Source organism: Bacillus sp. FSL R5-0654, assembly GCF_038008745.1.
GTDB classification, from domain to species: domain Bacteria; phylum Bacillota; class Bacilli; order Bacillales; family Bacillaceae; genus Bacillus; species Bacillus safensis.
In genome coordinates, this window is record NZ_JBBOZV010000001.1 from 2559797 (window position 1) to 2578001 (window position 18205).

Consider the following 18205-nt stretch of genomic DNA (forward strand, 5'->3'; position numbering starts at 1 on the left):
AAAGCCCCTCCATTTTGGAAGGGCTTTTCATTTTACTTTAGTTTTACCTGAACATATTTTGAAGCAGCTGTGATATAAAGACCTGATTTCAGTTTATACATTTTCGATCCGTTGATCATAACGGTCTTATCAATCGTAAATGCTTCACCTGGCTTTACTTTTTTGTGCTTTGCTGACCAGTTTGGCTTATCATAGACCCATAGCCACCCGTCAGCATTCGGCTTCACCACAGCCATTTTAATGCCTTTTGGCGCCGTTTCTTTTTTAGAGCTTGTTTTAGATGATGTTGACACCTTTTTTAAACCGGCGGCCGCCGCGATACCTTCTGCGTGCCCCTCGGCCAATAGGTTCAGGAATGACTCCTGTTTCAGCAGTGCAGCATCTTCTTTACGATCAATGAATAGATTCTCTGTCAGAATCGCTGGCATTTTTGTTTCTCTCAATACAGCAAGGCTTTTAGACTTGGTCCCACGGTCTCGGTCTCCTATTTTTCCTTTGATCTTGTTGTAAATAGAATCGTGTACAACCTTTTGCTGTTTGCCAGTGCTGGATGATGCTGATAGTTTATCAAAACGGAACGTCTCAAAACCCGTTCCTCCACCAGCGTTGATATGAATGGATGCAAAATAATCAGCACCCCAATTATTTGCTAATCTAGCTCTTTGAGACAGATCAATATAAACATCGGTTGATCGTGTGAGCTTAACTGATGCCCCATACACCTTTTCAAGAATTGCTTTTGTTTTCTTGGCAATGGTAAGTACAAGGTCTTTTTCTTTCAACCCGTTTGCTACTGCGCCGGGATCGTGCCCGCCGTGTCCCGGATCAATCATAATTTTCTTTGTCATGTTCATCTACTCCTTAATTTGGGTTTGTTTTTATATAGAAAAAAGCCGCCGATTACTCAGCAACTTTCTTTTCCTCTTCTTCTTTTTGGCTGTCGTTTTCAATGACGTGAAGACGGTCTGTGATAGAAGCCGGGATTTTAACGCCGATCTGTGCAAGGTTTTCTGTGATAGAAAGTCCTTCATTTGCAATATAGAAAAGCACTGTCCCGAATGTCAGCACTCCATTTAAGCCCATGATCTGATCAATGATGTTGGCCACAATCACAACCACAAAACTGAGCATTTTACGCACGTAACCGAACCATGCAGTGCGGCTTCGCAGCTTACCGATCTTCCATGCTTTGATGATACCAGTAAGCACATCAATAACACTTAGCAGCACAAGCAAGTCCAAAAATTTCACTCCGCCAAATAGATATGTTCGTGCAAGATCCAAAGTTTCAAAGTTAATAAACAATTTTATATCCCCCATTCATTTGTCACCTCCTTTCGAAGGCAAAATAAAAAGCACCTGTTAAGATGCTGTTGTTCCTAAATCCACTGAGACAGCAGGCTTGTCGAACTTCAAACCTGTGATCTCTTCAAATTCTGTTTTAGTGATAACTTTCAACGAAACATATTCCCTCATAATTTCAGGCGTATACACGCCCCAATCCCAAAATACTTTAATGTCGTCCGCCGTTGGGTAGATCATGATGTCCCGCCTCTCTGCAACTGCGAAAGCTGCAATGTAAGGAGAGCGACTTGTTTTTTTAGCAGCGCTACATCATTTGGTGGCGGTGGATCAGGCTGCAAACTATCAATGTATTCTTGTGTTGCCGATTCAAACCACTCTTCTTTTTTGGGATCGTACTTTGCAATAAATAGCCCATCTGGTGGCTGTTTATCTGTATAGCCTTTGGGGATTTCCTCTCCGTTTTCTACATCTACTAAGATGTCTTTGTCTGCTTGCCAAACGTAATTTTCATCATATTTATACACCCAGATCATATTCGCACCTCCCACGTTTACTTTGCTTTAAAACGGACCCCAAACGTAATAAATTCATTGGGGTTTACCGTATTAGAACAAGATTGAACACAAACTCGACCGTCAGTACCTATATAGGTTCGGTGATATTGTGGTACACCCGGTGTCCCCAAACTGGATGCAACACCAATAAAGTGAAATGACTGCAGAGGAAAGTATCCTTCAAGTAATGTAAACGCCTCGACATCATTACCAATCACCCCACCAGTAATAGACCCGATGATCTCCACCACTCCCAAGGCATCTTTTGAGTAGCATAGCGTGTGCGGAAATCCATCTGATGATACATATTGCTTCCATCCTTTTGACAATGAAGGTTTTTTCCAAGTGACTGCAGCATCTCCATCTGTTATGAGTCGTTCCCATCCGCGAAACCCTTGTGTGTGGAATGTTCCAACCCACGTTAAGTTATCAAATGACCTCGTTACAATAATTCTTTTCAAACGATTTTCATTTGGTGTGTACTCAGTATCAAACACTTCTACATAATAAAAGCTGCCATCATTCACAATCGGTACATTTACAAGGTTTGCTCCCATATATGGACCATGCGGTAAAGTGAATATATCCGTCCCATTCGGGATACGTTTCACTAATCCATTGTCGGGAACAAGTTTGTACATTTGTCCGCCATTCCATTTGGCACGTTCTGCGGATGTGATATGGATATTTTTATCATCAACATGTTTATCAAAATCAGCCTTTGAAGCCTGCTTAACATTGTCTACATTGCCTAATCCTACATTTGATTTAGTGACAGCATGAGGATTGTTTTTGTTATTAGCGTGTGCATCTATTTGCTTTTTAGCTTCTGCAAGCGCTGCATCTGCTTTAGACTGCGCGCCTTCCTTTGTTTCGATCTTTTCCAAGTCCTCAAACTTGTCTCTTAGTTCTTTAATTGTTTGAATTGTTTCCTCATACAGTTCGTTAATTTTCTCTCTTAATGCCTCAAACTCGTCTACATAATACTCGGTGATCGGTACAATATCTTGATCAATGAGTGACTTTGAAATGTTAAAAGAGAACTGATGCACAGACATAGATTGATCATTTGTATAGTACAAGTTTAATTCAGCTTGTACTAAGCCAAAGTGCTTAACTTCATTGTCTGACAAGATGTATTCAGCTTGACCTTCGACACGATCAATAATTGTTACGTCTCGAATGAATCGGCTGCCGTCAGCCATAACTAATACAAGTTTTCCTGTGACAGCTGCAAGAGGTAACGGCACGCCATCTTTCGTGAGTTTAAATATCAACCGTGCTGTCTGACGGTCCTGCGTCCAAAAATTTATGCTGGTTGATACGCTTGAACTGGTATATGCGTTTACATCAAAATCAAGTGGGCCATTTTTGCGAATCATGTTATCACCTCTCTCATGTTACATTTTCAAATGATTTAATAGGATCAACGCTGTTGTCTTTCAAAGAACCTTCTGCGCCAGCTCCTTTTAGTCGATTGCCGAAATGCTGAATGCGAGAACACTTGCTTGTAAAATACATAGCGTATCTGCATTTTTTCCCGCGCACTTTGTTGAATCTTGCTGCTGAATCTGTGACTCCATCCATGAAGATAATTCCGTAATACGGGTTTGATGAAGAAGTCCTTTTACCAGCATTCTGAATATCGCTGAAATCAACGTTTATGTCCTCTGAATCACCTGAAACAGAAATCCCCGAATATCCAACTTCACGTAAGGTGGTGTTTGTGACATCAATGTTCTTACATCCTAATTCTACGCGTACACCGTTCCCCTCGACGTCCCGTCCTATGTTTAGATCAGCTTTGCCATTGCTGCAGCGTGTTAAGAGCACCCCATGATGCTTGATGTCTCTAAATTGATTGTGAGACACCAAAAAGCCATCCACATCTGATAAGTGAATAGCATGCTTGACCTTTACGCCATTGATTTTATTGCCGGAAACATCCACATCGTCAATTTTTTGAATCCCTTTACGGCCATATACCTGAATAGCATGACGCTCTTTGATATTGGTGAAAGTGTTATCTTTGACTGAAAGACGTTTTACCTTGTTAACCCTGTTCGTAGGATTGCCGTTTGCGTCTTGCGTGTAGACCGATTCTACTCTAGGAATCATTAGTCTTACACCGGATGCACAATCCTTAAATCTGTTTCGGCTTATTACAACGTCTTCCCATTTGTTCCCTGAAATTGCGTACTCGGTCGTATCTTCAAAATCGTTGTTTTCGATACGAATATCAGAATACCAAAAGCCATCTGTGCTGGTGTGAGAATCTATCCCCCGTGCATATCCTTTTAAGCTTTCGGATCTGCTGAAATAGCAGTCTCGAATAGTAACATGCTTGCTGACAGTTTGGTCATAAGCACCAAAGGCGCCGAAGTTGCCCGCCGATCTCATTAGGTCCAGCTGAATCGCAGCAGAAAACCATCTGTCGCCTTTATAATCAGCGAAACCTTTAAACCAGACATTTTCAACTAAGACGTGCTTATTGCCTGCGCAGTCAAAGGCATGACCGCCGCACACATCCTTGATAGTGATGTCCCGTATGATAATGCGCTCAGCATGTGCAAAACCTATGACTGAACATTGTTCTTTGATCTCTCCCCCTGCGCTATCAAACACCCCTTGACCGTCAATCAGTATATTTCCGTGGCCGTCATAGTCCTTTGCTTGATCTTCTTTATCCCCATTTACAAGCATTGATCCTACAAATCCGCGCCTTATAACGGCACCAGCTTGTAAGGTTAAGTGAGTGTTTTTATAGATGCGTGCAGTCTCCATTAGTTTGTATTGTCCAGGAGGAACAACAATGTGCACAGGGTATAATTTTGCAAGACTAAGAGCTGCCTTGAATCCTGCGGTGAAACTTCCGTACTTTTTAATAAACCTTTTTAGGTTCAGGGAAACGGCAGCTGCTTCTATTTCTTCTTCAAGTATTTGAAAGTCATAGTCTAATCTGTCTTTTGCTGTGGGATGAATAGATGCATCCCTAGCAACTCGAATGTCTACAACTTCCTTGACATCTTTCCCGTCATGATTGAGAACAAGGTTTGTCAATCTAGCCCACATGTTGTCAATCCTGTTGGCAACCGTAAATAGACCATGCATAATTTGACTAGACAAATGAGCTTTTTTACTGTCCTTGTGAGACTGTAATTCAGTTGCGTTTTTATTAAGCTCATTCTCAACCGTTTGCATGTCGCCGCGCAATTGGGATTCGTAGACCGAGTTTCGGGTTGTGTCATAATCTTTTTTAAGCCGGACCAATATGTTCACTCCTTTCAATTCCAAAAGAAAAAACGCTTCTAATTGAGCGTTCTCATCAATTGATCAATATATCTTTTTTGCTGCTTAATCTGCCGCGCCTGACTTACTTGATAATCCTGAATGTCTTTCCTGAAGTTAGCGAAAGTCATTTTAGGGCTGTCATACGGGTTGAGGGGATTATAAGTGACAGACACTAACCTTACATCGTCCTCAAACGTGATCCCATTTGCTGTATCCGCAATGACATGGATCGTGTCACCTTTCCAAAAATCCTCTTCTATACCCTGCAATGCTGGCTCATAGATATACTGATACTCAGCCTCAACTACCACGTCAGGATACGGGTTTACGTGCTTTTTCAAAGCAGATACCATGTTGCTTACTTTTTTTACTGTGTCGTCTCTTATCGGCTCACCCCAGCGCGGCTTACCCTCGATCAAAAATTTGTCCTCATCAGGATGGATGTATAGAATAGGCTCGAATTTGTATTCGGGCTCTTTCTCCTTTTCATCTTCGTTCGACTTTGTATCGGTTGACTTTGTGTCACTTTTCTTAGCTTTCTTTTCTGCGCCGTAACCCCAGGCGCGCGTTGACGTGTTTTGGTCATTGATCTTCAACTTAAAGCCTGGCATATTGTATCGGCTGTCAAGTGTGAAGTCTACTACCTTACCCATTTTTAAATGTACATAGATGACGTAGTTATTTACATCAAGCTCTATTTCATAATCTTCCACAATCTGATCCATTAATTCGACTCTGTTTTTTTCTCCGAAGCCGTCTTGATCTACTTCGTCAAACTCCGATAGCTGTGCTTTTAGAACATATTGAAAAGGGGTACCGGCTAGGGCAATGTCTAAAGCTTCATTGATTTTCAGTTTCTTTGAAATCTTTTCTTCGACTCTGTCATTTACAAGAAGAACAGTATACACGTGATTTGCAATAACTTTTTTCTGCAGCACATTTTTTCTGCTCTGATCAAGCTCAATGTCTGTAATGTAATACTTTTGGTGGTTGTAAACTTTCTCGTCTAAATACAGTATGTTTCCTGGAACAAGTAAATCAAATTCTGTTCTGTTATCCTCAGTTCGCATTAACGTAAAAGTGAAACTCTTTTTACCCGTTGTGTCGTCTTGCAGTTCTAGCACTGCGCCTACGATTTCAACAAGTTCTTTGCCGTCCTTGGTTGAGACATGTAGCTGCCTAAAATCAATGTCAGAAGGTAACCCGTCGTTTAGCTCTACGTCCTTTCCCTGATACTCTTTGCTCGGATAAGATGGTTTTGTTGGTGTTTCAGGTTCACTTGGGCCATCATCCACACCTTCCACCGTATCGTATTGCGTAAGTTTATAGGTGAAGATGATACTATTCAATTTCGTTGCGTAGATTGGATCGGTTGCATATCCGGCTTTCACAAGTGCTGCTGTTGCCTTGGTGTAATCTTTTTCGCCTATTACAGCCTTATAAATGTTTGGATCCCAGCTTACCCCTTTTAGATAGAGCTTTGCTAAGTCTTGTACGGATTCGTACCATGAAGGGTACTTTCTGAAAGGGGCTTTAACTCTCGTTGCTTTACCCTTTTTATCATATTCAGTGGTCCACATGAGGACTGATTGACCGTTGAATGATCCTTTTATTCCGAATAGATTTTTAACCTTTTGAGCTAGGTCGCTTTTTCCCCATCCGCTTTCCAGGCAAGACTGCGCGATAATAAGAGAAGCTAAAATATTGTATTTCTTATAAATCCTCTGCGCGTCTTTTGCTATCTCTTTTATAAAATCTTTTGCAGCCATGACAACCCCCTTTTACGGAAAATAAAATCTTGTATCGAATACAATCTCAAAATCATTTGTATTCTGAATCTCAAACTCATTCATGCCTTTATCTAAAGACGGTAGCCTACCGGATGTTTTCAACCTTTTACTACCCACTACGGTATACTGTTTCAGGTTTCTGACCTGTTGTGACTTTTTCAATTCGGCTTCTATTTTCAATCTTTCATTGTTCGTGTGATTGATAATCGTTATGTTTTTTCCCTTTGCGTTTAGCAGCACGTTGTAATCATGCTGCAGTGGATTAATCGGTAAGCCAGGATTGAAAACACTAAACCGTTTTTTGTTTTTGAATCGGTACTGCAGATCGTCGCGCCTTTGAATTCCCATTCCTGAAAACCATCTTTCATTAGAAAAGTTCTGCGCGCTTAAAGACGTGCCCTTTGACTCTGCCAGCCCTGTGATATTGTTAAAATCCACTTGGAAGGATACCTGGTTTTTTTGCTTGTCTTTGGGTATTTGAAACCCTCCGTCACACGTAACCGCAAAACGCCTCCCAGGAAGCAGATCACATGAGATGTAATACCAGAAGGGCTGAACAACGAGATCATAAAACTCATGCCTGTACTGATAAAAGTTTGCCGCTATTTTAGCATCAAGCAATATTTCAACCTTGATAGACCTTTCTTTGTACACTATGTCGCGCGGATGCTGCGTTGGTACAAGTCCGTTAAACCTGGTCAACTGTACAAGCTCCCTATCAGTGCTCGGCGCGTCAGGTGCAAAGCTAAGCAACTTAAAATAGGGCAGTAACCCTGACAAAGGTTGCTCCCCTAAACCATCTCTGAAATCAAAATACAGATCCATTTATCTTTTCAGCCCTCCTTTATAGGCATTCTGCTCATATTTTTGAGCGCTCTTTTTGTCTAGAATAGATGTGTCTCCTTGATTAAAAACGATGTCTGCTAAATGCTCACCGCCAATAATGACAGGCGCAGGATGGATTCTGATTGTTTGCCCTGTAGCACTTACGTTTTCATTGTTGGTCTGTAGATTATTTGATAGAAGGTTAATAAGAGCATCTAGCTTCTGATTTAGAATAGGCGTATCAATTTCGTTTTTCACAGTCAGTTCGGCGCGCATCGTATTTATTTCATCCGCGGCTCCCTGGATGTTAAACGCCATTCTATTAATTTCAGATTTAAAGGACGACATAGCACCTTGTGCCATTGCTGCAGTGCTCTTTTTCACTTCCGTCGCTTTTTCACCAAGACCAATGATGAAGCCGTCACCAAAGTTCACGCCTTCTGCGATGGTCCTTTTTGCAGGTGATTTTGATTGGATGGAATCTTTCAGCGAACGTATTGCAACTTTCCCGATGGCCCAAGCAGCTTTCCATATCGTGCCCCCTGTGCCTCCCATGCTGCGAATACCATTAGCAAAGCCTTTAGAAAAATCAGCACCCGTGCTAGTTGTCTTAACACTCGATAAGCCTTGTTTTCCTGATTTTGCGACGGTACTACCTGAATTACTTGCGTTTCCGGCTTGACTACGAATGCCCGACGCGAATTGATTCCCTGCTTTTTGTCCGCCTCCGCCATCGGTTGTTTTGGCAAGCTGGGCTGTTGCTGACGCACTAACGGAAGATGCTGCAGACGTATTGGCGCCCTTTGTGCTTGTTATTCCCGCACTATGGCTTTTCCCTTTTGTCACTCCTGCTTGAGTAGCTTGAGTGGTATTTTTGTTTAGGTTTGATAACGCTGTTTGGTTTACGCTGCTTGCTGCAGTGCTTGTGCTGCCTTTTGTTGAGCTTATACCTGCGCTAAATGATTGGCCTTTTTGTGAGCCGAATGTTTTAGCTCCTGCATTGCCTTCACTTAGCTTTTGCCTAAGTGCTTGCTGCAGAACTGTACCACTGTTAGATACGTTAATTTTTGACGAACTGATTCCATCGCTAAATGATTGACCTTTTTCTTTCCCTGCAATTCTAGGAATGCCGTTTTCCTCTCGCAGTTTTTGATCAAGCGACTGCTTAAGGATCGTTCCACTTGCTAACGTGTTAGGTGTGGCATCTGTTAAGCCGTCCGCAAATTCATCCCCCATTTTCTTTCCTGATTCACGGGCAGATGTTGCGCGGTTGAACTCGTTTTCTATCTTTTCAATCGCTTCATTTGCTTTGCTCGCTGACTCTTCTGTAGAACGGCCCAATCCTTCGTTAAATTCAATGAGCGCTTGCTTCGTTTTTTCTAATGCTTCTTCTTTGCTGTCTCCAAGTTTTTGCAAGAATGCTACTTGTTTTTCGGCCCATCGTTCTTGGTACTTTGCTTCACTTTCTTCCATTTCAACAAAGATTCCCATTGAATTGCTGGAATACTCTTTTTGCTTTTCTAGGGCTTTTCCTGTTTCCAAGTCAAGCAGTTTTCCATCTTGAGCCATTTGATCAAATAGCGCTTTTGAATTGTTTTTATACGCTTCTAGGTTCTTAGCAAGATCCCTTTGGTAATCGGCATTCGTTTTCGCTTTTAACGCTTTGTATCTTTCAGCATTTTTTGCATCTTTTACAATAGCTTCATCCAAGACTTTAATTCTATAGTCTCGGTCTTCTTTCGCTGCTTTCTGACCTTCTTTGTATAGCTCTGTGATTTGATCATTGTAGCTTTTTGCATTTTTAAAAGAGAGCTTGTTTTGACTCTCGGAAACCCTCTGTTGAATAGCCAATGCGTCTTTTTGATTGGCCGCAAACTTACTCGTCGCCTGTTGAAAGAATGAAATAATGCCATCAAATTGTTTCTTTTGTGAAGCATTCATATTTGATGATAATAAACCTGTTTCATCCTTCAATTTTTCAAGTTGGCGCATTTTCTCTCGTGCTTTTTGAACATCCTTGTCGATGTTACCAACTAATTGATCTGTCCAATCTTCTCCGATTTTCTTTGTCTCTTTTTCCTGGTCTTCAAATAGTCCTTTGAGAACTGCTATTGCATCAGTCTTAAATTCTTCTAACTCCTTAATAAGAGATGTGGACATTTTTTGATAAGTAGACAATAGATTGCTTGCCATCTTCTCGGCTTCTTTTCCTGAAACCTGTGTCAGTTGGAACAATTGCGACGTAGCTTTTTCGCGTAGGTTCACATATGAACCGGCCGCCTTTTGTGTCGCTTTAGAAACGCCCTCACCATATAGAAGAGCCGATTCTTTTGCTTCTTCTTGGCGTTTCTTTTGATTTTTCAGCTGCTCATTGTATGCATACGTCGCAACGGCAATGCCTCCTAGTAAAGCCGTTCCACCAACTATGGCAAGCCCCACCGGACCCGTAAATGCTAAGAGCGCACCGATACCCATCGTCAGCGTTGCTACTGCTGTTGTGGCGCCTAAAACACCCGTAGCAAACAACGCAGTTTTAGCAATCGTTTGAGCTGTGGCAGAATCCATTTTGTTAAACATGGAAACGATGTCTGCTCCTTTTTCAGCTAGATTTCCAAGCGCAGGAAGTAGACTTTCAGTAAGCTTAATCTTTGCCCCTTCAACTGCAGACTGGAAAGCAATAATACTGCCCCGCGCATTATCAAGCATTGTGTCAGCCATTTTTTTAGCCGCACCGTCTGATTCTTTTAGTGCTTTAGTGTTTTCTTTCAATGCCTTGCTACCCTTTTGCAATAGAACGGCCCAATGTTTGTATGATTCAGCTCCGACAATGGTTTTTAAGGTTGCGGCTTGCTGCTCCTTCGTCATGCCCTTCATACCCTTTTCCATCTCGGCAACAACTTCCGGCATACTCTTCATGTCTCCCGCTGCATCAAAGAAAGCAAACCCTAACTTATCAATTACCTTCTGCGCCTTTCTAGCTGGTGTTGCCAGCCTGATCAAAGACGTACCAAAGGCTTGTCCTGCGATTGAACCTTGCAAACCTGCGTCACCAAACGCCATGACCGCAGCCGCTGATTCTTCTAATCCCCAACCTAGTGAATTAGCGTTAGGCGCAAGGAACTTCATGGCCTCTCCCATCTGCTCCACGTTCGTGTTAGCGTTTGCCGCACCGTATGCAATTACGTCCGATGCGTGCCCCGCTTCCGATGCTTTCATGGCAAAAGCTTGCATCATATTAGATGAAATATCGGCGGCAGCAGCTAAATCTAGTTGACCTGCAGCTGCTAAATTCAGCATACCTGGCATAGCTGCATAAATATCATTCGCTTTAAATCCGGCCATCGCCAGGAAGCTTTGTGCATCTGCGGCTTGGCTGGCGGTGAAAACAGTTGTTACTCCCAGCTCTTTTGCCTGGTTTTTCAGCTTTTCGACTTCTGCAGCTGTTCCCCCTGAAATAGCTTTTACTTTGCTCATTTGTGTTTCAAATGACATACCAACTTCTACGGCGTCTTTCAGTGGGAGGGCCAAGCCAGCAAAAGCAACTCCTGAAGTCATCGCTACCGAAGCACCCGTACTTCTCATTTTGTTGCCAACTGTATTCATTCTTTGGCCCATCTTATAAAGTGATGAGGATGTTCTTTTTATCTCAGCTTCCATCCTCTGAATTTTGTTGGTCGTTTGTGTTAACGCATTTTGCGTCTTATTCATTTCAGCTGTTGCATAGTTCAACCGACGGGCCAGGGTTTGCGTTGATTCCGCATCCTTTCCCTTCTTGATGGCTGAATCTGCATAAGCTCTTTCAAGTGCTTTGACCTTCATTTTATGCTGGTCTAATTGCTGTGAAAGGGTTCTGACTTTCGCCTGCGACGTTTTCAATTCATTGCCCCACACACCAACGGCAGTCCTATTTTTCTCAAACTCGGACTTTATGTTTTTCATTTGAACTGCAATTGCTTTCATTTCCCCGTTAAATTGGGACGAATTAGAATACAGCTTTACTTTAATGTCTTTGCTCAATCCCTCACCACCTTTTTACAGTCCAGGTATCTGATCAATGTATAAAGGCTTATCCGATGCTGCAGCGTTTTTACTTGGCTTTTCCTTGCTCGCTTCTTTGCGCCGCGCGAGTCGCTTCAAGTGATAGACAATGTCCATTTCGTCTATCTGATTTTGAGTAAAGCCAATGTCCTCTAATGCGTTATACATATCAAGGACAGCATCGGACAAACTTACTCCCCCGGCTCTGCTTCCTCTGCGGTTTCCGGATTCAGGATCTTGCTCGCTTCAACGATATTTCCGATGACATAGTTTGCAGTTGCGTAGATTGTTCTATATAACAGTCTTGAATCAATGCCTTTTTCAAATTCTTCTGCAGTGAATTTGTTTCCGAACACTTCACAGATAAACTCTGATTGTTTACTTGTATAAATCCTTTCAGGATCATTCGATTCAAGGTCTTCTGTTATTTCTGCCGCAGTCCTAAATAAAACACCCGTGATAAAGTTAGGTGTGGAAAATTTCTTTTTCTTACCGTTTAAATGCAAGGTGATTGTCAATGCTTCCATGCTATTGCCTCCCGATTACAAAATAAAAAAGAGCGTTATTAAACGCCCTTTCCGATGTCTACTGAACTTGTGGAATCCTCTGTATCTTTTCCCTTTGCAAACGACGCCCCGTCGTATACAACCTGTTTAAACCATTCATCCGGGTCAAAGCCTTCATCGAATTCAGCTTGTGCCTTCCAACGGTTTTTCCCGTTCTTATTTTGAAGCGTCATGAAACCAGCTTTAAATTTTGCTGTTTCAGGGTCTGCTTTACCCTCTGTCGTTTTATTTTCGTTAGCCATCAGTTCAGGAAGTCCCTTTAAGAACCAGTAAAATCTATGGCCGCCTGTGGATGTTTTCGCCCTAAAGCCGAAAGCCAAGAAAATAGCCTTGTCATCAGAACTGGCAAAAGAAATCCCATTCTCGACCTTGTGTCCGAAAATCTTGTTTTGCACCTCAATAGGTAAATCTGCTAGTTCAGCCTCAAGGTCAATGTCTCCCATGTTGTTAAATGAATCAAAGACGCCGTTATCAGCCCAAAATTTAGACTGCTCTGATTTTGGATCGACTTTAACGTTTACGGCTCCTGGCAGTCTTTCAGGCTTTGCATATTCAAGTCCTTTATCGTCGTCTTGAATCAGCTCAGCATAATGAAACATGTCTAATCCGTAGATTGTTTTCCCCATCTGTTTTCCTCCTAGAAAAATGTTTTAACGTACCTCATGCCCTTGTGAAAGATTTTTGTATCTGTTTCGTAAAGATCCACTGAATCGTACCTGCCATATCCTAAATCTTTCATCAGTTTGTCTATCAGTTTTGCTATTTCTGTTTCATGCGTTCGCGTGTCTGCTTTTGAAAATATACTTAGCTGAAAACGAACTTCACTAGCAGCTGCTTGGTTGTCTCTGTATTCCTGGTCCCTATCTGTAATCTCTGAAAATACAACCCTGGGGAATGCGGCCACATCATCGGCCACAAGATTATGAAAACCTCCTGTGACAAGCTGCTTTAACTCTTTGTTTTTTATTAACGCTGCACTCAATTCTTTTTTCGCATCAAAGCTCATTTAATAGGCGCCGTGATAATTCTTTCCATGATTTTCACAGCTTGTCCCTCCCCTTCAATTGCGCTTTTTTCAATAAATGGATGCGGCGGCATTTTAGACGTGCCCCACTCTAAAAAACGCCCTCTGTAAGCGACTTTTCTATTCGGCCCAACGGTTACAAACATTTCACCATCTTTGGCTTCTCTTGCAGCTGAAACGGTGATGTTATCGACCATGTGAGGCTGATTTTTTGAACTCTTATTCACGTTACGTTTTTGATGCTCGGCTATTACCTCGCCCCCAGCTTTAAGGGCAATCTTTTCAGCTTTTTCAACGTCGTCACCTATCTTGTTGAAAAATCTCGTTAAATCATCAAATCCATCAATATCCATATCAGCCATTTATGCCGACCTCATTACATGTGACTTCAAGCTGCTTCTTTTTATTATCAACGTCGTTAAAATCCATTACTTCGAAAGTGCGATAGATTGGCTCTCCTGCCTCATCGGTACCCTTTTTATGAAGGATTCGCATGTCTTGCTTTACGTCTTCTCGGTATCTTATTGTGATTTTCTTTGGTGACTTAACACCTAACGCACCTGCAACAAGCGTGTCTGATTTTGAGCCGGAAAATCCTTCAATTGAACCCCATGTCTCAAAAGCATTTTCGTATGATTCAATCCAATTCAGCTCATCATCCTGTACCCTTTTCTTTACTTGGAAGATTAACCTCCGATTCAACTCGCTTATCTTCTTCATCCTCTTCTGCCTCCACATAGCGAAGTTGGGTTAGTTGGTCCCGAATAGTAAAAGGGATGGATGAGCCGGAAACGCCTGACTCATACACCCCTCGATTTTCGTACCAATGAGCAACAAGCATGCCTGTTACAAGCGCATACTGCTCGTTACCTTCTACATACCGACCTATTCCATTTTTGATATATCCCTTTGCTGCAGTAATTAAGGTTTTAAGCAAGGCGACATCTTGGTCGGTATCAACCTTTAAATATTCATCTTTCAGCATTTTTAAATCCATAGAAGACCGCCTACTTATTCTGTATTTTCTTTACCCTCTAGTTTGTCGACTCGCGACTCTAAATCAGTGATCATTTTTTGCACTTCTGAATTGATATTGTCCCATTTAACGCTTCCTTTACCGATTGTCCGTGAGTTCACAGATCCATCGCCTAAATGATCGTTCTTAATGGCTCCCGTTTCAATTACTGCAGGATCTCCCTTGTCGCCTTTTGGACCTTGAGGGCCAGTATCACCTTTAGGCCCTTGTTCTCCTTGCATCCCTTGAATGAAAAGAGGATTTTCTTTGCTATTTCCTTTTACATAAACAGCCGTGATAGGTTTTCCATCAGCGTCCGCCTCTGCAGATGTTAATACTCCATTACTTTCATTCAGAAAATCTTTTGCCATGTTAGATCAATTCCTTTCCAATGTTTATTCTTTACTCAGTTTGCTTTTCAGCTCTTTTATTTCGTCTTCCATTCCCTTGAGTCTAGTTTCAATAGACGAATTAAGATGCTCCGGCATGACGCTTCCCGTCCCGATGTTTACTGACCGGACAGCTTTTTCAGCAAGCATTTCATGTGTCACGCTTCCTGGTGCAGCTGATCCGACGCCTCCTACACTCACTTCCTCGCCGTCTTTGACGATTTTTCCGCCTGCAAACTCTAATACACCACCAATGACGGTTCGATCCCCGCCATCAGTGGTGTAGTTTTTCGTCACTCTCATGACTTTTTCACCTCTTCATCTTTTATTGATAGTTGGCCGTACACTACGGCATCTTCGTCCCACTTCCGGACGTCTTCTCGTTCAATTGCACGTACTTTTGTTGTGTTCGTTTCAAATGATCCTGCAGCAAGATTCGTATAGTCGATAGATTGTTGCTGACGATCAAATAGGACAACTGCCTCTTTTAAATCCCCAACAATTACAGGAGCTTTCCCTGCTTTTGTTTTCAAGACTTTGTTTGAGATCACCACCACGCGACGACCATACAGCATTTTGTTTGTCGGTTCGGAAGGAATATCCTTGAGTAGATATTTACCGTCCGCATCTTTCAGCTGATCCAGATAGTTAAACCCATCTTGGTTTGTCATGATGATCGCACCAGCTGAAATGGCGGTATCTAGCGTAACGTTTAAAGTCTTTTTAATATCATCCAAGCCCTTAAATTCGACCTTTTTCAAATCATCAAGGATTTTCAGAATAAGAGCGTTTCTTGTTGCAACTGATTTTTTGACAAACCATTTTGCCACATACGTCATGATGGCTTGATCTGTATCTTGCAGCAATGTATTCGAAAGTGGTAAAAGCCCTGCATAGTCAGTGATGCTATATGATAGTTTTGTAAACTTAGGCTGGTCTGTTTCTGGAATGTTACCCATTTCCTCTATGTCTTGGAATGGTGTCATGTCTCCGTTTTTTTCAAGCATACGACTACCTGAACGGGTTGCTACCGGCTCGACCGTAACATATTGCTCAAGTTGATGTAATTGCTCCCGCTTTAACTCTTTAATGGTTCTTGAAATATCTTCGGGGATCAGGATTCCGCCATCTTCTTCGTTTTTTCCTGACATCGCTCTGAATTCAGGATTTTCTAGGAATTCACGTTCTTCATGTGTTAAGGATTTACCTCGAAGAGACTTCATGAACAACTTGGTGAATTTCTTTTGACGTTCTTCCTTATCCCCTTCGGCTCCTTTTCGTCCCTCCGGGTTACGTTCTAGCTCCGGCACAAAATTTTCACCGCCAGGTAAATCAGGCACGTTCAGTGAGCGACCTTCTACCATCAATTCAATTTGATTCTTAAGCTCTTTCACTTCATCGAGAAGCTGGCGCGCCTCCTCTGTTTTTCCTTCTGCAAGTGCTTTGTCAGCATCTTCTTTCTTTTGCGTAAACCGCTGACGCAGTTCAATTTCTTTTTTTGTCATCTTTATTTTTCCTCCTCATAGAACGCAAAAAAAGCCTTACTCTGGAAGATCAAGGCTTAAAAGTTCCAATTCAATTTTTAAAACTTCATCGGTTGGTGCGCTTCGTTGTTCTTTTATTTCTTCTACTTTCTCTAAGCTGCGGGCTCCTACCACAGCTTCGGTATCTCTGTACGCAGGTGTCGTTACAAGAGATATGTCATAAAGGCGGTGTATCCTGTTTATTCTTCGTTCGTATATGTCTTCGTTTTCGTTTATTCTCCATTCGTCGGGTTCGTCTCCGTTGTAATCCAAAGAAAAGGCAAATGAACAGTGATTAATAAGACCGCTGCGTATATTCTCACAGAGATCACGTGCGTACGACGTATCAGTAGGCTTAAATCTAAATTTAAGACCTATACCATCTTTTTCTAATTCAAGCCGTCCTGAATCACCTGAGACGGTATTTCGCGCTAGTGGAAAGTCTTCTCGATGATTGAACAGTGCAACTACGTTTGATAGATCGGTAGATTCTAAAGCATCCCTGCTTATGATCTCCTTGAACCACCCCAAACGCTCGGACCACTTTTCAAACTTCAGGGCATATCCCTCTATAAATTCGGCTTGTCCTTCTCCTTCGGAACGGATCTCAATTGGCGTCGTGAGCAGCCGCACTTCTTTTTCTTTACTCATTCTTGCTGTCACCTCCCTTCATGGCTGAACCAGCTTTAAGCCTCTGGTATTCTTCCATAAAGTCAAGTGATACATAGTTTAGACTTGCAAGATATTTGTCACCATGTTCGATAGGGTTTCTTTCGAGTAAGTCACGAACTTCATTTTTATTTAATATTCCTGATTCGATCATAAATTTGAAATACTCGGCTTGTGTCTTACTATCGCCGCGCAACTCACTATCAACATTGAATTTTACATAATGACCCGCTTTTTGATCATTGTCAGTAAACAGCTTAATATTTAATTCTTGTTCAAAATTCACGATCCACGGTTGCAAGGTGTTTTTCATGTATTCGATGGACTGGTGCTCAATATTTGAAAAAGTGGCTTTATCTAATTCATTGAGCTTATGCAATGGAACTTTATATATCATTGCAATTTGAGCTTTGTTGAACTTCATCGACTCGACGAATTGGGCTTCTTGCAACGGCATGGCAATAGATTGATATTCTAGTCCATTGTCAATAATGGCTATGTTTTCACCTTGGTTGACCCGTTTCCATTCTTTCCTTACGTTTTCCTTGGGCTTCTCATCCAAGAAGGATGGAACCTTTAGGATGCCGCGCGGCGTGGCTTCGTTTTTATATAGTTTTGCGTTATATTTTGTGGCAGCTGCTTGAGCGCCTATATGCTCTCTCACTACCCCGATAGGCGACTTACCGTGTATGCCGTCCGTAGATAATCCTTTAAAGTGCAGCAATTGGTGTTCGTATAGTTCCATCATTCTTCCGTTAACAGTGGTTTGATACCAAATCATTCCTGTTTCAGGATGAATGTATGCGTGTGTCGCATCTGGCCGCAACGGGTAAAGATTTTCAGGGTAACCATGCGCCCCAAATTTAATCAGAGAATATGCATTACCCCAAGTCAATGCATGCGTCATCATCAGCTTTTTCCAGACATAAGCAGTCATGTATGGATTCGGCCTTGCGTAGATCATATAGGCTGATGGATGATTAGGGTTTCTGTTGACTCCTTGAAATTCTTTTTTAAATGTGTGTATCGGTAGCTTTGCGATGTCATCAGATAGTACGTTGACACATGCGAAAATGTCCGGCTGCACAAGTGAATTGCTTTCACTCACTCTTTCACCGCTTGCCGTCTCTCGACCTCCGAATAGATTGATCAGCTGACTGAAACCGTCTAATGTTGTTGAGCCTGAACGCTTTTCAAAGAATCGGTCTATAAACAT

Annotated in this window: 21 protein-coding genes; all 21 read right to left on the reverse strand. The window is 42.0% G+C overall.

The features are described from left to right. Positions 1-32: 32 nt before the first annotated feature. Positions 33-848, reverse strand: coding sequence for an N-acetylmuramoyl-L-alanine amidase (locus NSS76_RS12995; RefSeq protein ID WP_341082344.1), 816 nt, complete (start codon positions 846-848; stop codon positions 33-35). 52 nt (positions 849-900) lie between these two features. After that, complete coding sequence (locus NSS76_RS13000; protein ID WP_341082345.1) at positions 901-1320, reverse strand: phage holin family protein; 420 nt, start codon at positions 1318-1320, stop codon at positions 901-903. A 42-nt stretch (positions 1321-1362) separates the two neighbouring features. Further along, entirely contained in the window at positions 1363-1542 is a 180-nt protein-coding gene (locus tag NSS76_RS13005) for an XkdX family protein (protein ID WP_017358175.1), read from the reverse strand. Then, on the reverse strand, positions 1539-1838 hold the full coding sequence (locus NSS76_RS13010; protein WP_341082348.1) for a hypothetical protein: 300 nt from the start codon (positions 1836-1838) through the stop codon (positions 1539-1541). The genes NSS76_RS13005 and NSS76_RS13010 overlap by 4 nt, the downstream gene beginning before the upstream one ends. 17 nt (positions 1839-1855) lie before the next feature. Beyond that, on the reverse strand, positions 1856-3241 hold the full coding sequence (locus NSS76_RS13015; protein WP_341082350.1) for a BppU family phage baseplate upper protein: 1386 nt from the start codon (positions 3239-3241) through the stop codon (positions 1856-1858). Between the two features lie 13 nt (positions 3242-3254). Then, positions 3255-5129 carry a right-handed parallel beta-helix repeat-containing protein gene (locus NSS76_RS13020; protein ID WP_341082351.1) on the reverse strand — a complete coding sequence of 625 codons (1875 nt, stop codon included), beginning with the start codon at positions 5127-5129 and terminating at the stop codon, positions 3255-3257. A 38-nt stretch (positions 5130-5167) separates the two neighbouring features. Next, positions 5168-6919 carry a phage tail protein gene (locus NSS76_RS13025; protein WP_341082352.1) on the reverse strand — a complete coding sequence of 584 codons (1752 nt, stop codon included), beginning with the start codon at positions 6917-6919 and terminating at the stop codon, positions 5168-5170. A 12-nt stretch (positions 6920-6931) separates the two neighbouring features. Then, the gene (locus NSS76_RS13030) at positions 6932-7765 is read right to left on the reverse strand and encodes a phage tail domain-containing protein (protein WP_341082353.1); all 834 of its coding nucleotides are present in this window, start codon (positions 7763-7765) and stop codon (positions 6932-6934) included. Continuing rightward, positions 7766-11584: a phage tail tape measure protein gene (locus NSS76_RS13035; protein WP_341082354.1), complete on the reverse strand. Its 3819-nt coding sequence runs from the start codon at positions 11582-11584 to the stop codon at positions 7766-7768. It lies immediately after the preceding gene. A gap of 213 nt (positions 11585-11797) precedes the next feature. Next, positions 11798-11992: a hypothetical protein gene (locus NSS76_RS13040; RefSeq protein ID WP_017367766.1), complete on the reverse strand. Its 195-nt coding sequence runs from the start codon at positions 11990-11992 to the stop codon at positions 11798-11800. Positions 11993-11994: 2 nt separating this feature from the next. Beyond that, positions 11995-12330: a phage tail assembly chaperone G gene (gpG, locus tag NSS76_RS13045; protein ID WP_059375584.1), complete on the reverse strand. Its 336-nt coding sequence runs from the start codon at positions 12328-12330 to the stop codon at positions 11995-11997. Between the two features lie 38 nt (positions 12331-12368). After that, positions 12369-12995 carry a major tail protein gene (locus NSS76_RS13050; protein WP_341082356.1) on the reverse strand — a complete coding sequence of 209 codons (627 nt, stop codon included), beginning with the start codon at positions 12993-12995 and terminating at the stop codon, positions 12369-12371. A gap of 11 nt (positions 12996-13006) precedes the next feature. Then, positions 13007-13375, reverse strand: coding sequence for a tail completion protein gp17 (gp17, locus tag NSS76_RS13055; protein ID WP_059375589.1), 369 nt, complete (start codon positions 13373-13375; stop codon positions 13007-13009). After that, on the reverse strand, positions 13372-13755 hold the full coding sequence (locus NSS76_RS13060) for an HK97-gp10 family putative phage morphogenesis protein (RefSeq protein WP_341082357.1): 384 nt from the start codon (positions 13753-13755) through the stop codon (positions 13372-13374). The genes gp17 and NSS76_RS13060 overlap by 4 nt, the downstream gene beginning before the upstream one ends. After that, positions 13748-14095 (reverse strand): phage head closure protein, encoded by a 348-nt coding sequence (locus NSS76_RS13065; RefSeq protein WP_341082359.1) that lies wholly within the window; start codon positions 14093-14095, stop codon positions 13748-13750. The genes NSS76_RS13060 and NSS76_RS13065 overlap by 8 nt, the downstream gene beginning before the upstream one ends. Further along, on the reverse strand, positions 14049-14390 hold the full coding sequence (locus NSS76_RS13070) for a head-tail connector protein (RefSeq protein WP_341082360.1): 342 nt from the start codon (positions 14388-14390) through the stop codon (positions 14049-14051). The genes NSS76_RS13065 and NSS76_RS13070 overlap by 47 nt, the downstream gene beginning before the upstream one ends. A 14-nt stretch (positions 14391-14404) precedes the next feature. Next, a complete protein-coding gene (locus tag NSS76_RS13075; RefSeq protein WP_205184851.1) occupies positions 14405-14779 on the reverse strand; it encodes a collagen-like protein in 375 nt (124 codons plus the stop codon). Positions 14780-14803: 24 nt separating this feature from the next. Further along, positions 14804-15100 carry a hypothetical protein gene (locus NSS76_RS13080; protein WP_284366421.1) on the reverse strand — a complete coding sequence of 99 codons (297 nt, stop codon included), beginning with the start codon at positions 15098-15100 and terminating at the stop codon, positions 14804-14806. Further along, positions 15097-16302, reverse strand: coding sequence for a phage major capsid protein (locus tag NSS76_RS13085; protein ID WP_341082361.1), 1206 nt, complete (start codon positions 16300-16302; stop codon positions 15097-15099). Before NSS76_RS13085 ends, NSS76_RS13080 begins: the two co-directional genes overlap by 4 nt. A 36-nt stretch (positions 16303-16338) precedes the next feature. Next, on the reverse strand, positions 16339-16971 hold the full coding sequence (locus NSS76_RS13090; protein WP_341082362.1) for an HK97 family phage prohead protease: 633 nt from the start codon (positions 16969-16971) through the stop codon (positions 16339-16341). Beyond that, complete coding sequence (locus tag NSS76_RS13095; protein WP_341082363.1) at positions 16964-18205, reverse strand: phage portal protein; 1242 nt, start codon at positions 18203-18205, stop codon at positions 16964-16966. Before NSS76_RS13095 ends, NSS76_RS13090 begins: the two co-directional genes overlap by 8 nt.

Excerpts from the sequence above, each read along its gene's own strand:
- NSS76_RS12995 (WP_341082344.1), bottom strand. The coding sequence starts at position 848 with ATGACAAAGAAAATTATGATTGATCCGGGACACGGCGGGCACGATCCC.
- gp17 (WP_059375589.1), bottom strand. The coding sequence starts at position 13,375 with ATGAGCTTTGATGCGAAAAAAGAATTGAGTGCAGCGTTAATAAAAAAC.
- NSS76_RS13080 (WP_284366421.1), bottom strand. The coding sequence starts at position 15,100 with ATGAGAGTGACGAAAAACTACACCACTGATGGCGGGGATCGAACCGTC.
- NSS76_RS13025 (WP_341082352.1), bottom strand. The coding sequence starts at position 6,919 with ATGGCTGCAAAAGATTTTATAAAAGAGATAGCAAAAGACGCGCAGAGG.
- NSS76_RS13000 (WP_341082345.1), bottom strand. The coding sequence starts at position 1,320 with ATGGGGGATATAAAATTGTTTATTAACTTTGAAACTTTGGATCTTGCA.
- NSS76_RS13010 (WP_341082348.1), bottom strand. The coding sequence starts at position 1,838 with ATGATCTGGGTGTATAAATATGATGAAAATTACGTTTGGCAAGCAGAC.
- NSS76_RS13075 (WP_205184851.1), bottom strand. The coding sequence starts at position 14,779 with ATGGCAAAAGATTTTCTGAATGAAAGTAATGGAGTATTAACATCTGCA.
- NSS76_RS13050 (WP_341082356.1), bottom strand. The coding sequence starts at position 12,995 with ATGGGGAAAACAATCTACGGATTAGACATGTTTCATTATGCTGAGCTG.
- NSS76_RS13005 (WP_017358175.1), bottom strand. The coding sequence starts at position 1,542 with ATGATCTACCCAACGGCGGACGACATTAAAGTATTTTGGGATTGGGGC.
- NSS76_RS13030 (WP_341082353.1), bottom strand. The coding sequence starts at position 7,765 with ATGGATCTGTATTTTGATTTCAGAGATGGTTTAGGGGAGCAACCTTTG.
- NSS76_RS13015 (WP_341082350.1), bottom strand. The coding sequence starts at position 3,241 with ATGATTCGCAAAAATGGCCCACTTGATTTTGATGTAAACGCATATACC.
- NSS76_RS13090 (WP_341082362.1), bottom strand. The coding sequence starts at position 16,971 with ATGAGTAAAGAAAAAGAAGTGCGGCTGCTCACGACGCCAATTGAGATC.
- NSS76_RS13095 (WP_341082363.1), bottom strand. The coding sequence starts at position 18,205 with ATGTTTATAGACCGATTCTTTGAAAAGCGTTCAGGCTCAACAACATTA.
- NSS76_RS13070 (WP_341082360.1), bottom strand. The coding sequence starts at position 14,390 with ATGGATTTAAAAATGCTGAAAGATGAATATTTAAAGGTTGATACCGAC.
- NSS76_RS13035 (WP_341082354.1), bottom strand. The coding sequence starts at position 11,584 with ATGAAGGTCAAAGCACTTGAAAGAGCTTATGCAGATTCAGCCATCAAG.
- gpG (WP_059375584.1), bottom strand. The coding sequence starts at position 12,330 with ATGGAAGCATTGACAATCACCTTGCATTTAAACGGTAAGAAAAAGAAA.
- NSS76_RS13085 (WP_341082361.1), bottom strand. The coding sequence starts at position 16,302 with ATGACAAAAAAAGAAATTGAACTGCGTCAGCGGTTTACGCAAAAGAAA.
- NSS76_RS13060 (WP_341082357.1), bottom strand. The coding sequence starts at position 13,755 with ATGGCTGATATGGATATTGATGGATTTGATGATTTAACGAGATTTTTC.